Raw genomic sequence first — 16,845 nt, forward strand, 5'->3', positions numbered from 1 at the left:
TGCGGCGGCCGGTGCCTCCGGGGCGGCGTTCGGGGCAGGGGCAGCGGCAGGGCCGGGGGTCGGTGCGACCGGGACCGTCGGGGCGTCGGCGGTGGTGCCGGGGCCGGCGGGGGTGTCCTGTCCGGCGTGCTGGTCCTGGCCCGCATTCGGGACGGCGGGAGCCGCGTTCTGACCTGCGGTGTCGTTCTCGTCCGGCGTGGGGTTCTGGTCGGGAGCAGGAGTCTTGTCGTTCATGTCTCGATGGTCTCCCGACGCCGCTGAAGCCACCCTGAAGCCTCCTGAAGCCCCGTTCAGGAACCGATATCTCGGGCACGACTTCGGAGCTCGGGAACGACACGCCGCCGTGCGTCGGCCATGACCGGGGCGTCGTCGGGGATCTCCGAAACTGTGCCCGGGCGGTCGGTCAGGAGAGAGGGCCGGCGAGGGGGAGGGTGACGGTGAAGCGGGCGCCGCCCCACCGGGAGGTGTCCACCGTGATCGCGCCGTGGGCGGCGGTGGCGATGCCGTGCGCGATCGCGAGACCGAGCCCGCTGCCTCCCACGTCGCGACTGCGGGCCTCGTCGAGCCGGACGAAGCGTTCGAAGATGCGGTCCCGCTCCTCCGGCGGGATGCCGGCCCCGTCGTCTTCGACCGTGAGGACGACCCGCGCCGCCTGCGGCTCCACCCCGATCGCCACGCGGCCGTTGCTGTGCCGCGCGGCGTTGTCGGCGAGGTTCCGCAGCAGCTGGCCGAGCAGCCGGGGGTCGCCGACGGTGCGGGCCGCACGGATTCCGGAGCCGTCGACGTCGAGCCCGGTGGCTCGCAGCCGACGCACCTCCGCGAGGGCCAGGTCGTCCAGGTCCACCGGTTCGGTGCTCCCGGTGACACCCTCGTCGAGGCGGGCGAGGAGCAGCAGCGACTCCACGATGCCCTGCAGCCGCAGCCCCTCCTCGGACACCACCTCCGCGAGCTCGTCGATGCTCGTCACCTCCGGGTGCGCCTGGGCGAGCTCCGCGTGCTGACGGATCGTCGCCAGGGGGGAGCGGAGCTCGTGCGAAGCATCGGACACGAAGCGGCGCTGCGCGGTCGCCGCCGCGTCGAGCCGGTCGAGCATCCCGTTCATCGTCACGGCGAGGGAGTGGATCTCGTCCGCGGTGTCGGGAACGGGCACCCGGTGATCGAGGCGCTCGGCGGTGATGCCCTCGACCTCCTGGCGGATCCGGGTGACCGGGCGCAGCGCGCGCCCCGTGACGAGCCAGGTCGTGACGGCCACGAGCAGCAGCAGTGCGGGGACGGCGATCACGAGCAGCGTCGCCACGGTCGACAGGGTCTCCGCGTCCTCGTCCATCGGCACCGCGAGGACGAGGGTCTGGTCGCCCTCGACGTCTTCCGACACCACGACCATCGGCTCGCCGTCGATCCGGACGACCTGCGGGTCGTCGTCCACGGGCAGCGGGGTGGCGCCGAGCGCATCGGCGGCCTCCTCGCTCGCCGCGCGCACCGCTCCGTCCCGCCCGAGCAGCTGCACGAGGTCATCGTCGAGCTGGTCGGGTCCGCGTCGGCCCGGACCGTCGAACCGGCTGACGAGCTCCTCCAGCCGCTGCTCCGCCGCGCGTTCGGTGCTGCCGTGGATGCTCGCGCTCAGCACCCCGTAGAAAGAGAAGGCCCCAAGGAGCAGCGCGACTGCGACGACGAGGGTGGCGCCCAGGGTCGTCCGACCGCGGACCGACCGCCAGAGCCGCCTAGCCACCGTTCGCCGCCAGCCGATAGCCCGCGCCGCGGATGGTCTCGATCGCCTCACGTCCGAACGGCTTGTCGACCTTGCGGCGGAGGTGGCCGATGTACACCTCGACGATGTTCGGGTCGCCGTCGAAGTCGTCGTCCCAGACGCCGGCCAGGAGGTCGCGCTTCGACAGCACCTGCCCGCGGTGGCGCATCAGATGCTCGAGCACCGCGAACTCACGGGCCGTGAGGGAGATCGGGGTGTCGCCGCGCCACACGTGGTGTCCGGCGGGGTCCAGCCGCAGGTCGCCGGCCTCCAGGACCGTCGGTCGTGCCACGGCACCGCGGCGCACGAGAGCCCGGAGCCGCGCCACGAGGATCGCGAACGAGAAGGGCTTGGTGACGTAGTCGTCGGCGCCGCTCTCCAGCGCCTCCACCTGATCCCACTCGCCGTCCTTGGCGGTGAGCATCAGCACGGGAGTCCAGTTCTCCTCGGCGCGCAGGGCCTCGCACACCTTCCACCCGCTCATGCCGGGCATCATCAGGTCGAGCACGATGGCGTCGTACCGGGTCTCGCGGGCCCGCCAGAGGCCGTCGATGCCGTTGTGGGCGACGTCGACCGCGAAGCCCTCCGCCTCGAGTCCGCGGCGCACGCCCTCGGCCAGACGCACCTCGTCGTCCACCACCAGGATCCGCATCCCCCCAGTGTGGTGGCTCGTCGCTGAATCGGGGCTGAAGCCGTCGGCCGCTTTCGAATCGCGCACCTGGTTCCATTCCGGGCTCAGATGCAGCAAGTTGCGCGATTCGAAGCGGGACTTACGACGAGAGGTGCGTCTGGATCTCGCGGATCACTACGCCGAGGGGGCCGGAGGAGAGGAGTCCGGGGCCGAGGGGGCCGGCGGGGTCGGTGCCCAGGGGCGGGAGGGTGCGCAGGGCTGCAGCGGCCTCCGGGGAGAGGTGCGCGAGTTGCCAGCGCACCTCGGCGGCACGGGAGTCCGGATCATCCGGGCGTGCCAGCTCGACAGCTCGCGCGGCGTAGGCGGCTGCCCCGAGAGCATGCGCTCCCATATGCGCGACCCCGGCAGCCTGTGCCGCGGAGCGAGAGGCCGCGGTGCCGGCAGGGGTCACGGCGCTGCGGGCGGCCCTGCCGGCCACGAAACGACGACGGATCTCGCCCGCAGCCGTGAGCTCGCCCCGCGCGAAGGCGCGCGTCCTGGCGATGGCATCACGCGCGCGGTCGTCGTCCGGGGCCTCGCTCTCGAACAGCGGCAGGACGCGCTCGGCGCAGTCGGCCGCCCATACCGCGACGATCCGACGGTCGGACTCGGTCATGCCCTGAGGAGTCGACACGGGACTCATCTCGCCCGTCGTCCGCTGCGCGCCCGTGCCGCCTCGTGCGCCTCGCGGAGAAGGGCGAGCACCGTACCCGCCGTCGCCTCTGCGGGGTCGATCACGCACACCCAGCCGGCGGCCCCGTACAGGGGGTGAGGTCGGAAGACGTCGACCGCCGTCGGGTCGGTGTCGTCGCCTGCGCGCGACCCCGCTGCGATGATCGACTCCGCGCGCTCGCGTCCGACGTGGATGTTCACCCGGAAGCGCCCTGGAGCGTCCAGCGCGGAGGACGTGTCGTCGGGATAGTCCTTCGTGATGATCGTTCCGTACGGCTGCGTGCGCTCGGGCATCCGGCCGTCGGGGGCGTGGTAGAAGTACGCGTCTCCCCATGACAGCTCGGGGAAGTCGCTGCCCGCCTCCGGGGCCACGACGAGCACACCGTCGAACGAGCGGACCTCTTCGATGATCTCCTGCATATCCATCCTTCAATGCTGAGGCTGATGTGCTTATGTGGACGCAAGGTCCGGAAAGACGAGGAACCGCGTGCAGAACCCTCAAGAGCAGGTGATGACCACTGTGGCGCTCGGACGGCTGGTCGACTACTCGACGCAGCAGGTGCGCGACCTCGAGCGCCTCGGTGTCCTCCCCGTCGCAGAGCGTGGTGCGAACGGGTACCGGCGGTATCGGATGCCGCATGCCCTGGCGCTGCGCGCCTATCGCGCGTTGGCGACGGCGCTCGGTCCGGTACCCGCGCGTCGACTGATGCCCGCTCTCATCGGCGGATCGGTCGAGCACGCGGCGGAGGAGATCGACACTCTGCACGCGGATCTCGCCCTCGAACGCTCACGGGTGCGCGCGGCCCTGCGCGGACTCGAGGACGCGGTGGCGGAGGCCGACGATCCGTTCGTCGAGGACGATGCGATGACCATCGGCGAACTCGCCCAGGCGCTCGGCGTCCGGTCCTCCGCGCTGCGGCACTGGGAGCGAGAAGGGCTCGTGCACCCCCGTCGTCGTGCGGGATCGGTGCGCTCCTATGACTCCCTTGCGATCACCGAGGCGCGGATCGCCGCCGCTCTGCGCTCGGGCGGCTACGGCATCCCCGCCGTTTCGCGCATCATCGACGAGGTGCGCGCGCATGGTGACACCGAAGAAGTTCACCGCATCCTCGCGGAGCGGCTGGCCGACCTCACGCGCCGCAGCATCGCGCTTCTCGCGGCGGCAGGTCACCTGCATGCCCTGCTGACGGAACGCCTCGCGGAGGAGGAGGGTTCGTCGCTCACGCCCGCGCCGGGATCTGCGCCAGCACATCCGGGATCAGCGGATTCTCGTCGAGCGGGTCCGTGATGACCGCGGCGACCGCCTCGAACGGCAGCACCGGGTAGCGCGAGGCGGCGCCGATCTTCTCGTCGCTGGCCAGCACGATGGTCGCGGCGCATCGGGAGGCGATCGCCCGCTTGGTGACGGCATCGTCGAGTTCGCCCGTCGTGAGACCGTGTCGGGGGTCGACGCCCGTGACGCCGACGAAGAACACGTCGGCGGCGAGGTGCTGGATCGCCTCCATCGCGAGTCCCCCTCCGGCGACGAGGGAGTGCCGGGTGAGCTCGCCGCCGATCATGATCACGCGCGCATCCGAGTGCTCGGCGACGGCCAGGGCGACGGCAGGACTCGGGGTGATGACCGTGATGTCGGTGCCGGAGGGCAGCAGTCGCGCCATCGCGAGCGTGGTGGTTCCGGCATCCAGCACGATCGTCGATCCGGGGAGGATGGTCGTGACCGCCTGGCGGGCGACCCGCTCCTTGCTCTCGGTCGCCAGATCGTGGCGCTCCCGCACCGGGCGATCGGCCGCGGCGATGGGCAGCGCCCCGCCGTACACGCGCTGGAGCCTGCCCTCCTCGGCGAGCTCGCGGAGGTCGCGGCGGATGGCGTCCTCCGAGACTCCGAGTTCATCGGCCGCAGCCTTCGCCACGACCCGTCCCTCGCGGGCGAGCACGGCGAGCAGGTGGTCCTTGCGCTGAGCAGCGAGCATACGTTTCCTCACGAAGTTGCACGTTTATGCACGATTCAGACTACAGTCATCTCCATGATGAAGCCACTCCTGATCCTGATCGCGGGTCCCTACCGTTCCGGCACCGACGGCGACCCCGTCCTGATCGCTCGGAATCTGGCGCGCCTGGAGGAGGCGTCCGGTCCGATCTTCCGCCTCGGCCACGTGCCGATGATCGGGGAGTGGGTCGCGCTGCCGGTCCTGCGCACCCTCGAGCACGCCGACTCCGGCGAGGGCGACGTCATGTACGAGACCGCCCGCCGACTGCTCCTGCACTGCGACGCGGTGCTCCGGCTGCCGGGAGAATCGTCGGGCGCCGACAAGGACGTCGCCATCGCGCACGAGCTCGGGCTGCCCGTCTACCGATCGCTCGACGAGATCCCCGCAGCGTCGACTCCGTAGGCTGGAGGCATGACCAAGAACATCTGGACCGTCCTCGGCGTCATCCTCGCCGTCGTGATCGCGTGGTGGATCGTCAGCGCGCTGTTCTCGGTGCTCTGGTTCATCGCGAAGCTCGCCATCGTCGCTGTCGTCGCCGTGGTGGTCTTCCTCGTGCTGCGGAGCCTCTTCACCCGCGACGCCGACTGACCTGCCTTCGAATCGCTCACTTTGCGGCAAAACGGCCGGTTTTGCAGCAAAGTGGGCGACTTGAACGGGGTCAGACCCGGTACCGGGCGGCGCGGTGCGTGGGCTGGACCCGGTCGCCGCGGCCGTGCAGCTTGTGGCGGAGCGTGCCGGGCACGTACTCCTCCGGGTAGGCGCCCCGCTCGCGCAGCACCGGGATGACGTGCTCGATGACGTCCTGCCAGGTGCCGGGAGTGACCGCGTACGCGAGGTTGAAGCCGTCGATGTCGGTCTGCTCGACCCAGGACTGCAGCTCGTCGGCGATCTCGACCCCGGAGCCGACGATCGTCGGACCGAGCCCGCCGATCGCGTTGTGGCGGCCGAAGTCGCCCACCGTCCACTCGCGACCGAGGTCGGCCTCCTCCTTCAGGTGCTGCAGCACGGACTGGATCGCGTTCGACTCGACGTTCCCGACCGGCTCGTCCTCGGCGTACTGCGACAGGTCGACGCCCATCCACCCCGACATGAAGGTGAGCGCCCCCTCCGGGCTCGCGTAGGAGAGGTACTCGGCGTGCTTCGCGGCCGCCTCCTCGCTCGTCGCCGCGGTGATCACCGTCAGCAGCGTGTAGATGCGGGCGTCGTAGCGGTCGCGCCCCGCGGCCTCGAGGGCGTCGCGGATGCGCTTCACGGTGCCGGCTAGCACCTCCTTCGACGGTGCAGCGACGAAGATGGCCTCGGCGTTCTCCGCCGCGAACCGCACCCCGCGCGGGCTCGCACCGGCCTGGTAGATCACCGGGGTGCGCTGCGGTGACGGCTCCGAGATGTGGATGCCGGGCACGGAGAAGTGCTTCCCCTCGTGCCGGATCGGGTGCACCTTCGACGGGTCGGTGAAGATGCCGCGCTCGCGGTCCTCCACCACCGCGTCGTCCTCCCACGACCCCTCCCAGAGCTTGTAGAGCACCTCGACGTACTCGTCCGCGTGGTCGTAGCGGTCGTCGTGGGCGAGCTGGTCCTCCTGACCCATGTTGCGCGCGGCGCTGGGCAGATACCCGGTCACGACGTTCCAGCCGACGCGGCCCTGCGTGAGGTGGTCGAGCGTGCTGAGTCGTCGAGCGAACGGGTAGGGGTGCTCGAACGCGGTGCCGGCCGTGACGCCGAACCCCAGATGCTCGGTCACCGCGGCCATCGCGCTGACCAGGAGGATCGGGTCGTTCACCGGCACCTGGGCGCCGTTGCGGATGGCGGCCTCGTTCGTACCGCCGTAGACGTCGTAGGTGCCCAGGACATCGGCGATGAAGATGCCGTCGAAGGTCGCGCTCTCCAGCAGCTTCGCCAGGTCGGTCCAGTACGACAGGGTGTTGTACTGCCGCGAGCGGTCTTCCGGATGCCGCCACAGGCCGGACGACTGGTGGGCGACGCAGTTCATGTCGAACGCGTTGAAGCGGATCTGCCGGGTCATGCCCCCATGAAACGGGACCGGACGGGGCCGGGGCGAGCGGGATCGACACGCACGGAAACAATCCGTGGTGCGGCTCAGGCCTCGTCGTCCGGACGGCGGGGGCTCGGGTCGGGAGGGAGGATCTCGATCGGGTGTGCGGCCTGTCGCTGCGCTCGCCACCAGATCACGAACCCGACCGCCGTGAAGACGCCGTAGAACACGTACATGAGGCCGGTCGCGTAGTAGCCGGAGCTGAACAGCAGCGGCACCCCCACCACGTCCACGGCGATCCAGATGAGCCAGAACTCGGTCCAGCCCTTGGCCATGCCGTAGGTCGCGAGCAGCGACCCGACGAAGGTCCAGGCGTCGGCCCAGACAGGTTCCCACGAACCCAGGGCGCGGAACAGGGGGGTGAGCGCCACGGTTCCGACGACGAGGACCACGACCAGACCGATGCGGGCCCCGGTCGGCGCCCACCGCGGCACGATGCGACCGCCGTCGGCATTCCGCCAGCGGATCCATCCATAGATCGCGACGGCGATGAACATGATCTGCCGCCCGGCCTGACCGAGGAGATGCGGGAGCGACGGGTCGGGGCTCAGTGCGGAGCCGAGGAACACCGTGAGCAGCAGGAGGTTGCCGACGATGCCGATCGGCCACGCCCAGACCTTGCGCCGCATGCCGCCGAGGGCGCTCGCGAGTCCGAACGCGTTCCCGACGACCTCACGCACCAGGAGCGTCTGCCCACCCGGAAGCACCCAGGACGAGGAGAAGGCGTCGACGAGCCACTGCAGGAAGCCCATCGCTAGAGCACCGCGTCGGGGGTGGGGCGCTCGTCGAGCACGAGCTGCAGCATGCTGAGGTCGAGCCACCGGCCGAACTTCGCGCCGACCTGGGGCATGCGGCCCACCTCCCGGAATCCGAGGCGTTCGTGGAGGGCGAGGGAGGCGGTGTTGCCGCTCTCCACACCGCCGATCATCACGTGCATCCCGGCTGCCCGGGCCCGCGCGATGAGCTCGATCATGAGGAGCGTGCCGATGCCGCGTCCGCGCTGATCGCCGCGCACGTAGACGGAGTGCTCCACGGTGAGGCGGTAGCCGCTGTGTGGACGCCACTGGGCGTAGGACGCATAGCCCACGACGCCGCTCTCGTCGGCGGCGACGATGACGGGACAGCCGCGCGCGGTCCGGTCGGCGAGCCACGCCTCCCGGTCGGCGCGATCCACGGCCTCCTCGTTCCAGATCGCGGTCGTGTGCAGGACGGCGTGGTTGTGGATCTCGGTGATCGTGTCGAGGTCGGCGCTCTCGGCGGGCCTGAGGTGCACGGCGGTCATCGTCAGACGCGGATGTCGGCGGGAGAGGCCTCGCCCTCGTGGAAGCTCGGCTTCCTGCCGAAGAGCTTCGCGATGCCGAGGACGACGCCGACGATCACGAGGCCCCAGACGAGACCGGCGATCGCGGAGATGATCGTGTCGACCACCCACACCACGAAGCCGCCGAGGGGCTCTAGCGCGTGCTCGACCGCGTGGAGAACATCGGCCGGAGCGTGCAGCCCGACCTCGCCGAGGTTGATGAGGACGAGGTGCCCGCCGACCCACAGCATCGCGACGGTGCCGAGCACGCTGATGAAGCGGAAGACCGCGGGCATGGAGCGGACGATCCGGGTGCCGGTGTGCCGCACGCGCTGCGCGGGGTTCTTCGCCATCTTCAGGCCGATGTCGTCGACCTTCACCAGGAGCGCCACGGCCCCGTACACCGCGACGGTCATGACCAGCGCGATCACGGCGAGGATCGCGAGGGTGGACCAGATGCCGAGTCCCTTGTCGAGACTGGCGAGCGAGATGAGCATGATCTCCGTCGAGAGGATCAGGTCGGTGCGCACCGCGCCCAGCACGAGCTTCCGCTCATCGCGCGCCCCCTCGTCGGCGTGGCCGTGCTGCACGCCGAACCATTCCAGCACCTTCTCGGCCCCCTCGAAGCACAGGTACGAGCCGCCGAGGATCAGCAGGTAGGGCAGCACCCACGGCGCGAAGGCCGTGAGTAGCAGCGCGATCGGGATGATGATGACGAACTTGTTCACCAGCGACCCGAGGGCGATCTTGCCGACCACGGGGAGCTCGCGGGCCGGGGTGAGGCCCTGCACGTACTGCGGGGTCACGGCGGCGTCGTCGATGACGACTCCGGCGGCCTTCGCCGACGCCTTCATCGCGGCGCTCAGGATGTCGTCGACGACGGCGAGCAGTCCAACGGACATGCGGGTCCTCTTTCCGTGGTGGGAAAGTCAGACTACCGACTCCCGGGCTCAGGCCCGCACGTCCTCCGCGGTCGCCAGCACCCGCTGCAGCGGCTGGTAGTGCTCGATGACGGCTCGTCGATACCGCTCGACGTCGCCGGAGCGCGCGGCGTCCAGCATGTCGCCGTGCGCCTTGGCGGTCTTGTGGATGTCGTCGGGCTGCGCGATGCCGAGCTGCGGGAGCACGGCGGTGTGCACGTCCCAGAACGCACCGACGAGCTGGCCGACCAGGCGGTTGTCGATGGCGCCGAAGAGGCGGGTGTGGAACGCCCTGTCCTCGTCGAGGAAGTATTCGCCGCGGCCGGCCTTGTCGACCATCTCGGCGACGAGCTCGTCGAGCTCCGGGTCCGCCTGCGCCTGAGCGGCCTCGACCACGCGCTCGGCCATGGAGAGGTCGAGCGCGAGACGCACCTCGACGACCTCGCGCAGGGCCTGCAGCGACCCCTCGGGGGACAGCACGCCCCGGAAGACGAGCGCCTCGACCATCGGGTCCAGCGACATCGGACCCACGTAGGTGCCGTGTCCGTGACGGACGTCGACGATGTCGAGGGTGGAGAGCGTGCGGATCGCCTCCCGGACCGAGGAGCGCGACACGTCGAGCTCCTCGCAGAGCTCGGCCTCGGTCGGCAGCGGGTCGCCGGGGGTGAGTCCGCGCGTGAGGATGAGCTGCTTGATCTGATCCGCCGTCGTGGCTCGCCGCATCCGCGACGCCCTCCCCGTGGTGGACTTCATAGGGTCCCTCTCCTGCCTGCCGGAAACGCTCCGATCCTCTCACTCTTGTGATCCGGTCGAACGTGTGTTTAGAGTACATCAGACGTCAGATGTCCTCAAGGCGTCGCCCCCCACCACCTGGAGCACACATGAACCGACACAGCACTCGCCGCCGCGCGGGTCGTCTCGCGATGGCGGTCGCCGGCACGGTCGCCGCGTCCCTCGCCCTCGCCGGCTGCGGCGGCGGCGCCGCCAGCACCGCCGAGAGCCCCGCCGCGAGCGACATCGACCCGGACGGCATCATCGAGGCCGGGATCTCGTACACCCTGAACGGCAGCTTCGACCCGATGGTCGCCTCCGGCGCCGTGACGGTCTCGGCGAACTGGCACGTCTTCGAGGGACTCATCGACCTCGACCCCGTCACGCAGGAGCCCGCCCCCGCCCTCGCCGCCGACTTCCCGACGCAGGTCGACGAGACGACCTACGACATCGACCTCCGCGAAGGCGCGACCTTCCAGAACGGAGACCCGGTCACCGCCGACGACGTGGTCTTCAGCTACGAGCGCGTCCTCGACCCGGCGAACAACTCGCTGTTCCGCTCGTTCGTCGAGTTCATCGACACGGTCACCGCCGTCGACGAGGACACCGTCCGGATCACCACCGACTACCCGTTCTCCCTCATCGACGACCGTCTCGGCGTCGTCAAGATCGTGCCGAAGGCCGTGGTCGAGGCCGATCCCGAGGAGTTCGGCGCGAACCCGATCGGCTCCGGTCCGTACGCGCTCGTCTCCGCCGTTCCCGAGGACAAGATCGTCTTCGAGCGGTACGACGACTACAACGGCCCGCGTCCCGCGCTCGCCGCGGGCATGAACTGGAACCTCCTCGCCGACGCCTCCGCCCGCGTCACCGCGATGTCGACCGGCACGGTGCAGGCGATCGAGGACGTGCCCTACATCGACGCCGACGGGCTGGCCGCCTCGGCCGAGGTCGAGAGCGTGCAGTCCTTCGGCCTCCTCTTCATGATGTTCAACACGAAGGCCGAGCCGTTCGACGACGTCCGCGTCCGCCAGGCCCTGCACTACGCGCTCGACATGGACAAGATCATCGAGACCGGCATGCTCGGCAACGCCACCCCGGCCACGTCGTTCCTTCCCGAGGACTACCCGAACTACCACGAGGCCTCCACGGTCTATTCGTACGACCCGGAGAAGGCGGAGGAGCTGCTGGAGGAGGCCGGGGTCTCCGACCTCGCGATCACGCTGCGCATGACCGACACCGGATGGGTGAAGGAGGTGGCCCCGCTCATCAAGGAGTCCCTCGACGCGATCGGCATCGACACCACCCTCGACATCAGCCAGTCGGCGTCGATGTACGAGAAGGTCGACTCCGGCGACTACACCGTCGCCATCGCCCCCGGTGACCCGTCGGTGTTCGGCGTGGACCCCGACCTGCTCATGAACTGGTGGTACGGCGAGAACGTCTGGACCCAGACGCGCACCGCCTGGGCCGACTCCCCGGAGTACGCCGAGCTGCGCACGCTGCTCGACACCGCCGTCACCCAGGAGGGCGAGGAGCAGCAGGAGTCCTGGAACCAGGCGTACGACCTGATCTCCGACCAGGCCGTGCTGTACCCGCTGTTCCACCGCAAGCTGCCCACCGCCTGGAGCTCGCAGGAGCTGGTCGGCTTCCAGCCGGTGCCCACGACCGGACTGTCGTTCCTCGACGTCGGCGTGGCCGCGAAGTAGCACCTGCCCGACAGGGCGGGGGCGCGCTCGCCCGAAGAGCGCGCCCCCGCCACCCCACCCCCGGAAGGAGCGGCACGTGTCCCACACGCTCCGCCTCGTCGGCCGGCGACTGCTGCAGTTGCCGCTGATGATCCTCGGCATCACGTTCCTGGTCTTCTTCGTGATGTCCTTCTCGCCCGTCGACCCGGCACGCACCGCGCTCGGCGAGACCGCGTCCCCCGAAGCGCTGGAGGCGTACCGCGAAGACCACGGACTGAACCTCCCGCTGTTCGTCCGCTACGTGAACTTCCTGTTCGGCCTCGTCCAGGGCGACCTGGGCACCTACTCCGCCCGCAGCCTGCCGGTGGTCGACGAGGTCGCCAGGGCCTTCCCGGTGACGCTGGCCTTGACCTTCCTCGGGCTGGTGATCGCGGTGGTCGTGGCGTTCGTGATCGGCGTCCTCGCCGCGGTCTACCGCGACCGCTGGCCCGACCAGGTCATCCGCGTCTTCGGCGTCGCCGCGCTGTCCACGCCCTCCTTCTGGCTCGCGATCCTCCTCATCCAGGTGTTCACCCTGGCGCTCGGCGTGCTGCCGGCCTCGGGCCCGCTGCCGGCCTTCGCCGACGACCCGTCCGGGTGGCTCGCCCGGATGACCCTTCCCGCGGTCGCGCTCGCCGTGCCCGTGATCGGGCAGCTCTCCCGGGTCGTGCGCACCTCGATGGTCGAGGAGCTCGACCGCGACTACGTGCGCACCGCCCTCGGCGCCGGGATCCCGCGGGTGATCGTCGTCGGCCGCAACGTGCTGCGCAACGCGCTGATCACCCCCGTGACCGTGCTGGGTCTCCGCATCGGGTACCTGCTCGGCGGCGCCGTGGTGATCGAGATCATCTTCGCGATCCCCGGGATGGGCACGCTCATCCTCAACGGGGTCACCAACAACGAACCCAACCTCGTGCAGGGCGTGACGCTCGCGGTCGCGCTCGCGTTCGTCGTGATCAACATCATCGTCGACCTCCTGTACGTGCTCATCAATCCTCGAATCCGGGCGGTGTGACATGCGACGCAGACTCACGGAACGGCTCTCCGTCCCCGGCCTCCGCTGGGGCCGCCTCTCCCTCGGCTCGGTCATCTGCCTCGCCGTGCTCGCGATTATCGCGCTCGCCGCGATCCTCGCTCCGCTGATCTCGCCGTACGACCCGCTCGCCTCCGGCCCGCCGGTGCAGCCGCCGAGCGGGGAGCACTGGTTCGGCACCGACCGGCAGGGTCGCGACATCTTCTCCCGACTGGTCTACGGCGCGCGCTACTCCCTCGTGATCGGGCTCGGGGCCACCCTCGTCGCCCTCGCGGTCGCCTGCGTCCTGGGCACGATCGCCGCGACCGCGCCGAAGTGGATCTCCGAGACCCTCATGCGCGTCATGGACGTGATCATGTCGTTCCCCGGCATCGCGCTCGCCGCGGTGTTCGTGGCGGTGTTCGGCAAGTCGTTGCCGGTGCTCGTGCTCACGATCGCATTCCTCTACGTGCCGCAGCTGACCCGCATCGTCCGCGCGAACATCCTCGACCAGTACGGCGAGGACTACGTCTCGGCCGTCCGCGTGATGGGCGCGGGGACCCCGCGGATCATCGTGCGGCACGTCGCCCGCAACGCCATGGCACCCGTGCTCGTCTTCGCCACGGTGCTCGTCGCCGACGCGATCGTGTTCGAGGCCTCGCTGTCGTTCCTGCAGGCCGGTGTGCCGGACCCCGAGCCGTCCTGGGGCAACGTGATCGCCGCGGGGCGCAACCTGCTCATGAGCGGAGCCTGGTGGGCGACCTTCTTCCCCGGCATCCTCATCATGATCACCGTGCTGTGCCTCAACATCCTGTCCGAGGGGATGACCGACGCCATGGTCTCGCCGCGCGCCAGGAAGATCACCGCCGACGCCGCGAACACGGAGGAGTCGACGCACGACCTGGAGGAGGCCGCCGCCCCGGACGACACCCACGTCATCCCGACGGTCGACACCGCGGTCAACCTCTCGGTGCCCAGCGGTGTGCCCGACGTGCTCGTGCCCACCGCGGAGACGGTGCCGCTGGCGGAGCGCCTCGCCGAGCTGCGCGTCCGCGAACTCTCCCGTACCGATCGCCTGGTCTACACGGGAGACGCCGTGCCGCTGCTCGAGGTGCAGGACCTGTGCATCTCCTTCCCGCGCCACGGCGACGTCGACGTGGTCGACCACGTCAGCTTCACCGTGCGCCCCGGCGAGACCATGTCGCTCGTGGGGGAGTCGGGGTGCGGCAAGTCCATCACCTCGCTGGCGATCATGGGGCTGCTCGATCCGAAGGCCGACATCCGCGGGCGCATCCTGTTCGACGGGAAGGATCTGCTGCGGATGACGCCGAAGGAGCGCAACGCGCTGCGCGGCCACGACATCGCGATGATCTACCAGGACGCCCTGAGCTCGCTGAACCCCGCGATGCTGATCCGCGCGCAGATGAAGCAGCTCACCTCCCGCGGCGGCACCCGCACGGCCGAGGAGCTGCTGGAGCTCGTCGGTCTCGATCCGAAGCGCACGCTCGCCTCGTACCCGCACGAGCTCTCGGGCGGCCAGCGGCAGCGCGTGCTCATCGCGATGGCCCTGACCCGCGACCCGCGGCTGGTGATCGCCGACGAGCCCACCACGGCCCTCGACGTGACGGTGCAGGCGCAGGTCGTGGAGCTGCTCATGCGGCTGCAGCGCGAGCTCGGGTTCGCACTGGTGTTCGTCTCGCACGACCTCGCCCTCGTCGCCGAGCTCTCGCACCGGATCACGGTGATGTACGCGGGCCAGGTCGTGGAGCAGGGCACCACCCGCGAGGTGCTCACGCAGCCCGTCCACGAGTACACCCAGGGCCTGCTCGGGGCGGTGCTCTCGATCGAGGCCGGCTCCGACCGCCTGCACCAGGTGTCCGGTGTCGTCCCCTCCCCGCGGGACTTCCCGCAGGGCGACCGCTTCGCGCCGCGCTCCGCGGACCCCGCCCGGTACGCCGGAGTGGAACCCGTGCGGCGGCACATCGACGGCACCGAGCACTACTACTCCGCGCATCCTGCCGATGCGCCCGTCGAACCGATCGGAGCAGGACGATGAGCGAACCCGTCATCCAGCTGCAGGACGTGCGCGTCCGCTACCGGGCCCGCAGCTCGTCGTTGTTCCGCCCGCACTACGTCGACGCGCTCGCCGGGGTCTCGCTCACGGTCCGCCGCGGACAGACGCTGGGCATCGTGGGCGAGTCCGGCTCGGGCAAGTCCACCTCCGCGAAGGTGCTGATCGGCCTCGAGAAGCCCACGAGCGGTCAGGTCGTCTTCGACGGGGAGACCGTGCGCTCCTTCACCCCCGCGGTGCGCAAGCGCCTGGGGCGCATCCTCTCCGTGGTGTTCCAGGACCCGGCGACGGCTCTGAACGCCCGCATGACGGTGCGGGACGCGCTGCTGGATCCGCTGCAGGTGCATCGCCTCGGTTCCCCGGCGAGCCGGGAGCGCAAGGTGCGCGACCTCATCGGGCTCGTGGGGCTGCCGTCGTCGGCGCTGGAGGCGCTGCCCAGCCAGCTCTCCGGCGGCCAGCGGCAGCGGGTCGCGATCGCCAGGGCCCTCGTCCTCGACCCCCAGGTCATCGTGGCGGACGAGCCGACCTCGGCCCTCGACGTCTCCGTGCGCGCGCAGATCCTGAACCTGCTGACCGACCTGAAGCAGCAGCTCGGGCTCGGCATGGTCTTCATCTCCCACGACATCCAGACGGTCCGCTACCTCTCCGACGAGATCGCGGTGATGAACAAGGGCCGCGTCGTCGAGCACGGCGACGCCGCCCGGGTCTTCGACGACCCCGCCGACCCCTACACCCGCACGCTGCTGGGCGCCGCGCCCTCGCTGCTCGAACCCCACCACTGAAAAGACGGAACACCTATGCCTTCCCCCGCTCCCGCCCTGTCGTTCTCCGGCGTCGTCCCGCCGGTCGCCACCCCGCTGCTCCCCGACGGGACGATCGACCACGCGTCGCTCACCCGCCTGGTCGAGCGCCTGATCGGGGAGGGCGTCTCCGGACTGTTCGCGCTCGGCTCCACCGGGGAGACGGCGTACTTCACGGACGACCAGCGCGTCGAGTTGCTGCAGACCATCGTCGCCGCGAACGCCGGACGCGTGCCCGTCATCGCCGGCGCGATCGAGCTCACGGCCCCGCGCATCATCGAGACCGCCCGCCGGCTCGTCGCCGCGGGCGCGCAGGCGATCGTGACCACCGCGCCGCTGTACACGCTGAACTCCCCGGCCGAGGTCGCCGCGCACTTCCGGACGATCGCCGCCGCGATCGACGTGCCGCTCTGGGCCTACGACGTGCCGGTGCGGGTGCACTCCAAGCTCGGCATCGACCTGCTCGTGCAGCTCGGCCGGGAGGGCGTCATCCAGGGGGTGAAGGATTCCTCCGGCGACGACGTCGGATTCCGCCGACTGATCGCGGCGAACGAGGCCGCCGGTCGCCCGCTGCAGCTGCTCACCGGGCACGAGGTCGTGGTCGACGCGATGGCCCTCGTCGGTGCCGCCGGGGTCGTCCCGGGCCTGGCGAACGTGGAGGCCGCGGGCTACGTGCGCCTCTGGGAGGCCGCGCAGCGCGGTGACTGGGCGACCGCCCGGGCCGAGCAGGAGCGCATCAACCGGCTCTTCGGCATCGTGTTCCAGCCGCAGGGGCTGTCCGGCGACGCCACCGGCGTCGGCGCGTTCAAGGCGGCGATGCACGCGCGCGGCATCATCGACCACGCGGCGATGGCCGACACGGTGGAGTCGCTCTCCCCGGAGGCCGTCGCCGGCATCCGCACGATCCTCGACGAGCTCGGTCTGCTTCCGGTCGCCGTCTGATGCGCGAGGTCGTCCTCGCCGTCGACATCGGCGGCACCAAGACGGCCGCGGCGCTCGCCGATCGGGCGGACGCGCTGCTGCGCACCGCCGCGGCGCCGACTCCCGCGAGCGCGGGACCCGCCGCCGTCGTGGCGACCGTCGCCGCGCTCGCGGAGGAACTGCTCGACGACGGGAC

Annotated in this window: 18 protein-coding genes and 1 pseudogene; 8 read left to right on the plus strand and 11 right to left on the minus strand. The window is 70.5% G+C overall.

Going from position 1 to position 16,845, the window contains the following annotated elements; translation table 11 throughout:
- From D8M34_RS16300 to D8M34_RS16320, 5 genes and pseudogenes are all read right to left on the minus strand, one after another.
- Positions 1 to 234, minus strand: a pseudogene (locus tag D8M34_RS16300) (dihydrolipoamide succinyltransferase); the annotation flags it as partial.
- Between the two features lie 169 nt (positions 235 to 403).
- Positions 404 to 1,729: a sensor histidine kinase gene (locus tag D8M34_RS16305; protein ID WP_126894518.1), complete on the minus strand. Its 1,326-nt coding sequence runs from the start codon at positions 1,727 to 1,729 to the stop codon at positions 404 to 406.
- A complete protein-coding gene (locus D8M34_RS16310; protein ID WP_126894519.1) occupies positions 1,722 to 2,399 on the minus strand; it encodes a response regulator transcription factor in 678 nt (225 codons plus the stop codon). The genes D8M34_RS16305 and D8M34_RS16310 overlap by 8 nt, the downstream gene beginning before the upstream one ends.
- Before the next feature lie 118 nt (positions 2,400 to 2,517).
- Complete coding sequence (locus tag D8M34_RS16315) at positions 2,518 to 3,033, minus strand: putative immunity protein (protein ID WP_126894520.1); 516 nt, start codon at positions 3,031 to 3,033, stop codon at positions 2,518 to 2,520.
- Between the two features lie 23 nt (positions 3,034 to 3,056).
- The gene (locus D8M34_RS16320; protein WP_126894521.1) at positions 3,057 to 3,515 is read right to left on the minus strand and encodes a DUF6194 family protein; all 459 of its coding nucleotides are present in this window, start codon (positions 3,513 to 3,515) and stop codon (positions 3,057 to 3,059) included.
- 85 nt (positions 3,516 to 3,600) lie between these two features.
- On the opposite strand from D8M34_RS16320, the gene D8M34_RS16325 reads away from it, so the two are divergent.
- The gene (locus D8M34_RS16325) at positions 3,601 to 4,377 is read left to right on the plus strand and encodes a MerR family transcriptional regulator (RefSeq protein ID WP_126894522.1); all 777 of its coding nucleotides are present in this window, start codon (positions 3,601 to 3,603) and stop codon (positions 4,375 to 4,377) included.
- Here D8M34_RS16325 and D8M34_RS16330 read toward each other — a convergent pair.
- On the minus strand, positions 4,310 to 5,059 hold the full coding sequence (locus tag D8M34_RS16330) for a DeoR/GlpR family DNA-binding transcription regulator (RefSeq protein WP_126894523.1): 750 nt from the start codon (positions 5,057 to 5,059) through the stop codon (positions 4,310 to 4,312). The genes D8M34_RS16325 and D8M34_RS16330 overlap by 68 nt on opposite strands.
- Positions 5,060 to 5,113: 54 nt before the next feature.
- Between D8M34_RS16330 and D8M34_RS16335 the strand changes: the two genes are divergently transcribed.
- Positions 5,114 to 5,479, plus strand: coding sequence for a DUF4406 domain-containing protein (locus D8M34_RS16335; protein ID WP_126894524.1), 366 nt, complete (start codon positions 5,114 to 5,116; stop codon positions 5,477 to 5,479).
- 9 nt (positions 5,480 to 5,488) lie between these two features.
- The gene (locus tag D8M34_RS19300; protein WP_025102796.1) at positions 5,489 to 5,665 is read left to right on the plus strand and encodes a hypothetical protein; all 177 of its coding nucleotides are present in this window, start codon (positions 5,489 to 5,491) and stop codon (positions 5,663 to 5,665) included.
- Between the two features lie 70 nt (positions 5,666 to 5,735).
- Here the strand turns inward: D8M34_RS19300 and D8M34_RS16340 are convergent, their stop codons facing one another.
- From D8M34_RS16340 to D8M34_RS16360, 5 genes are all read right to left on the minus strand, one after another.
- On the minus strand, positions 5,736 to 7,100 hold the full coding sequence (locus D8M34_RS16340) for an LLM class flavin-dependent oxidoreductase (protein WP_126894525.1): 1,365 nt from the start codon (positions 7,098 to 7,100) through the stop codon (positions 5,736 to 5,738).
- A gap of 74 nt (positions 7,101 to 7,174) precedes the next feature.
- Entirely contained in the window at positions 7,175 to 7,882 is a 708-nt protein-coding gene (gene pnuC, locus D8M34_RS16345; RefSeq protein ID WP_126894526.1) for a nicotinamide riboside transporter PnuC, read from the minus strand.
- A gap of 2 nt (positions 7,883 to 7,884) precedes the next feature.
- Positions 7,885 to 8,412: a GNAT family N-acetyltransferase gene (locus D8M34_RS16350; protein WP_126894527.1), complete on the minus strand. Its 528-nt coding sequence runs from the start codon at positions 8,410 to 8,412 to the stop codon at positions 7,885 to 7,887.
- Positions 8,413 to 8,414: 2 nt separating this feature from the next.
- Positions 8,415 to 9,332, minus strand: a complete 918-nt coding sequence (locus D8M34_RS16355) for a DUF808 domain-containing protein (protein WP_126894528.1) — start codon at positions 9,330 to 9,332, stop codon at positions 8,415 to 8,417.
- Between the two features lie 48 nt (positions 9,333 to 9,380).
- Complete coding sequence (locus D8M34_RS16360; protein WP_025102792.1) at positions 9,381 to 10,103, minus strand: FadR/GntR family transcriptional regulator; 723 nt, start codon at positions 10,101 to 10,103, stop codon at positions 9,381 to 9,383.
- Between the two features lie 128 nt (positions 10,104 to 10,231).
- Here D8M34_RS16360 and D8M34_RS16365 point away from each other — a divergent pair, with 128 nt between their 5' ends.
- From D8M34_RS16365 to D8M34_RS16385, 5 genes are all read left to right on the plus strand, one after another.
- Entirely contained in the window at positions 10,232 to 11,827 is a 1,596-nt protein-coding gene (locus D8M34_RS16365; protein ID WP_126894529.1) for an ABC transporter substrate-binding protein, read from the plus strand.
- A gap of 76 nt (positions 11,828 to 11,903) precedes the next feature.
- A complete protein-coding gene (locus tag D8M34_RS16370; protein ID WP_062637823.1) occupies positions 11,904 to 12,860 on the plus strand; it encodes an ABC transporter permease in 957 nt (318 codons plus the stop codon).
- A gap of 1 nt (position 12,861) precedes the next feature.
- Positions 12,862 to 14,913, plus strand: a complete 2,052-nt coding sequence (locus D8M34_RS16375) for a dipeptide/oligopeptide/nickel ABC transporter permease/ATP-binding protein (protein ID WP_085605230.1) — start codon at positions 12,862 to 12,864, stop codon at positions 14,911 to 14,913.
- On the plus strand, positions 14,910 to 15,710 hold the full coding sequence (locus tag D8M34_RS16380; RefSeq protein ID WP_062637826.1) for an ABC transporter ATP-binding protein: 801 nt from the start codon (positions 14,910 to 14,912) through the stop codon (positions 15,708 to 15,710). Before D8M34_RS16375 ends, D8M34_RS16380 begins: the two co-directional genes overlap by 4 nt.
- A gap of 15 nt (positions 15,711 to 15,725) precedes the next feature.
- Positions 15,726 to 16,670, plus strand: coding sequence for a dihydrodipicolinate synthase family protein (locus D8M34_RS16385; RefSeq protein WP_126894530.1), 945 nt, complete (start codon positions 15,726 to 15,728; stop codon positions 16,668 to 16,670).
- Positions 16,671 to 16,845: the final 175 nt, after the last annotated feature.

This window comes from Microbacterium sp. HSID17254 (assembly GCF_003989315.1).
In the GTDB taxonomy this organism is placed as follows: domain Bacteria; phylum Actinomycetota; class Actinomycetes; order Actinomycetales; family Microbacteriaceae; genus Microbacterium.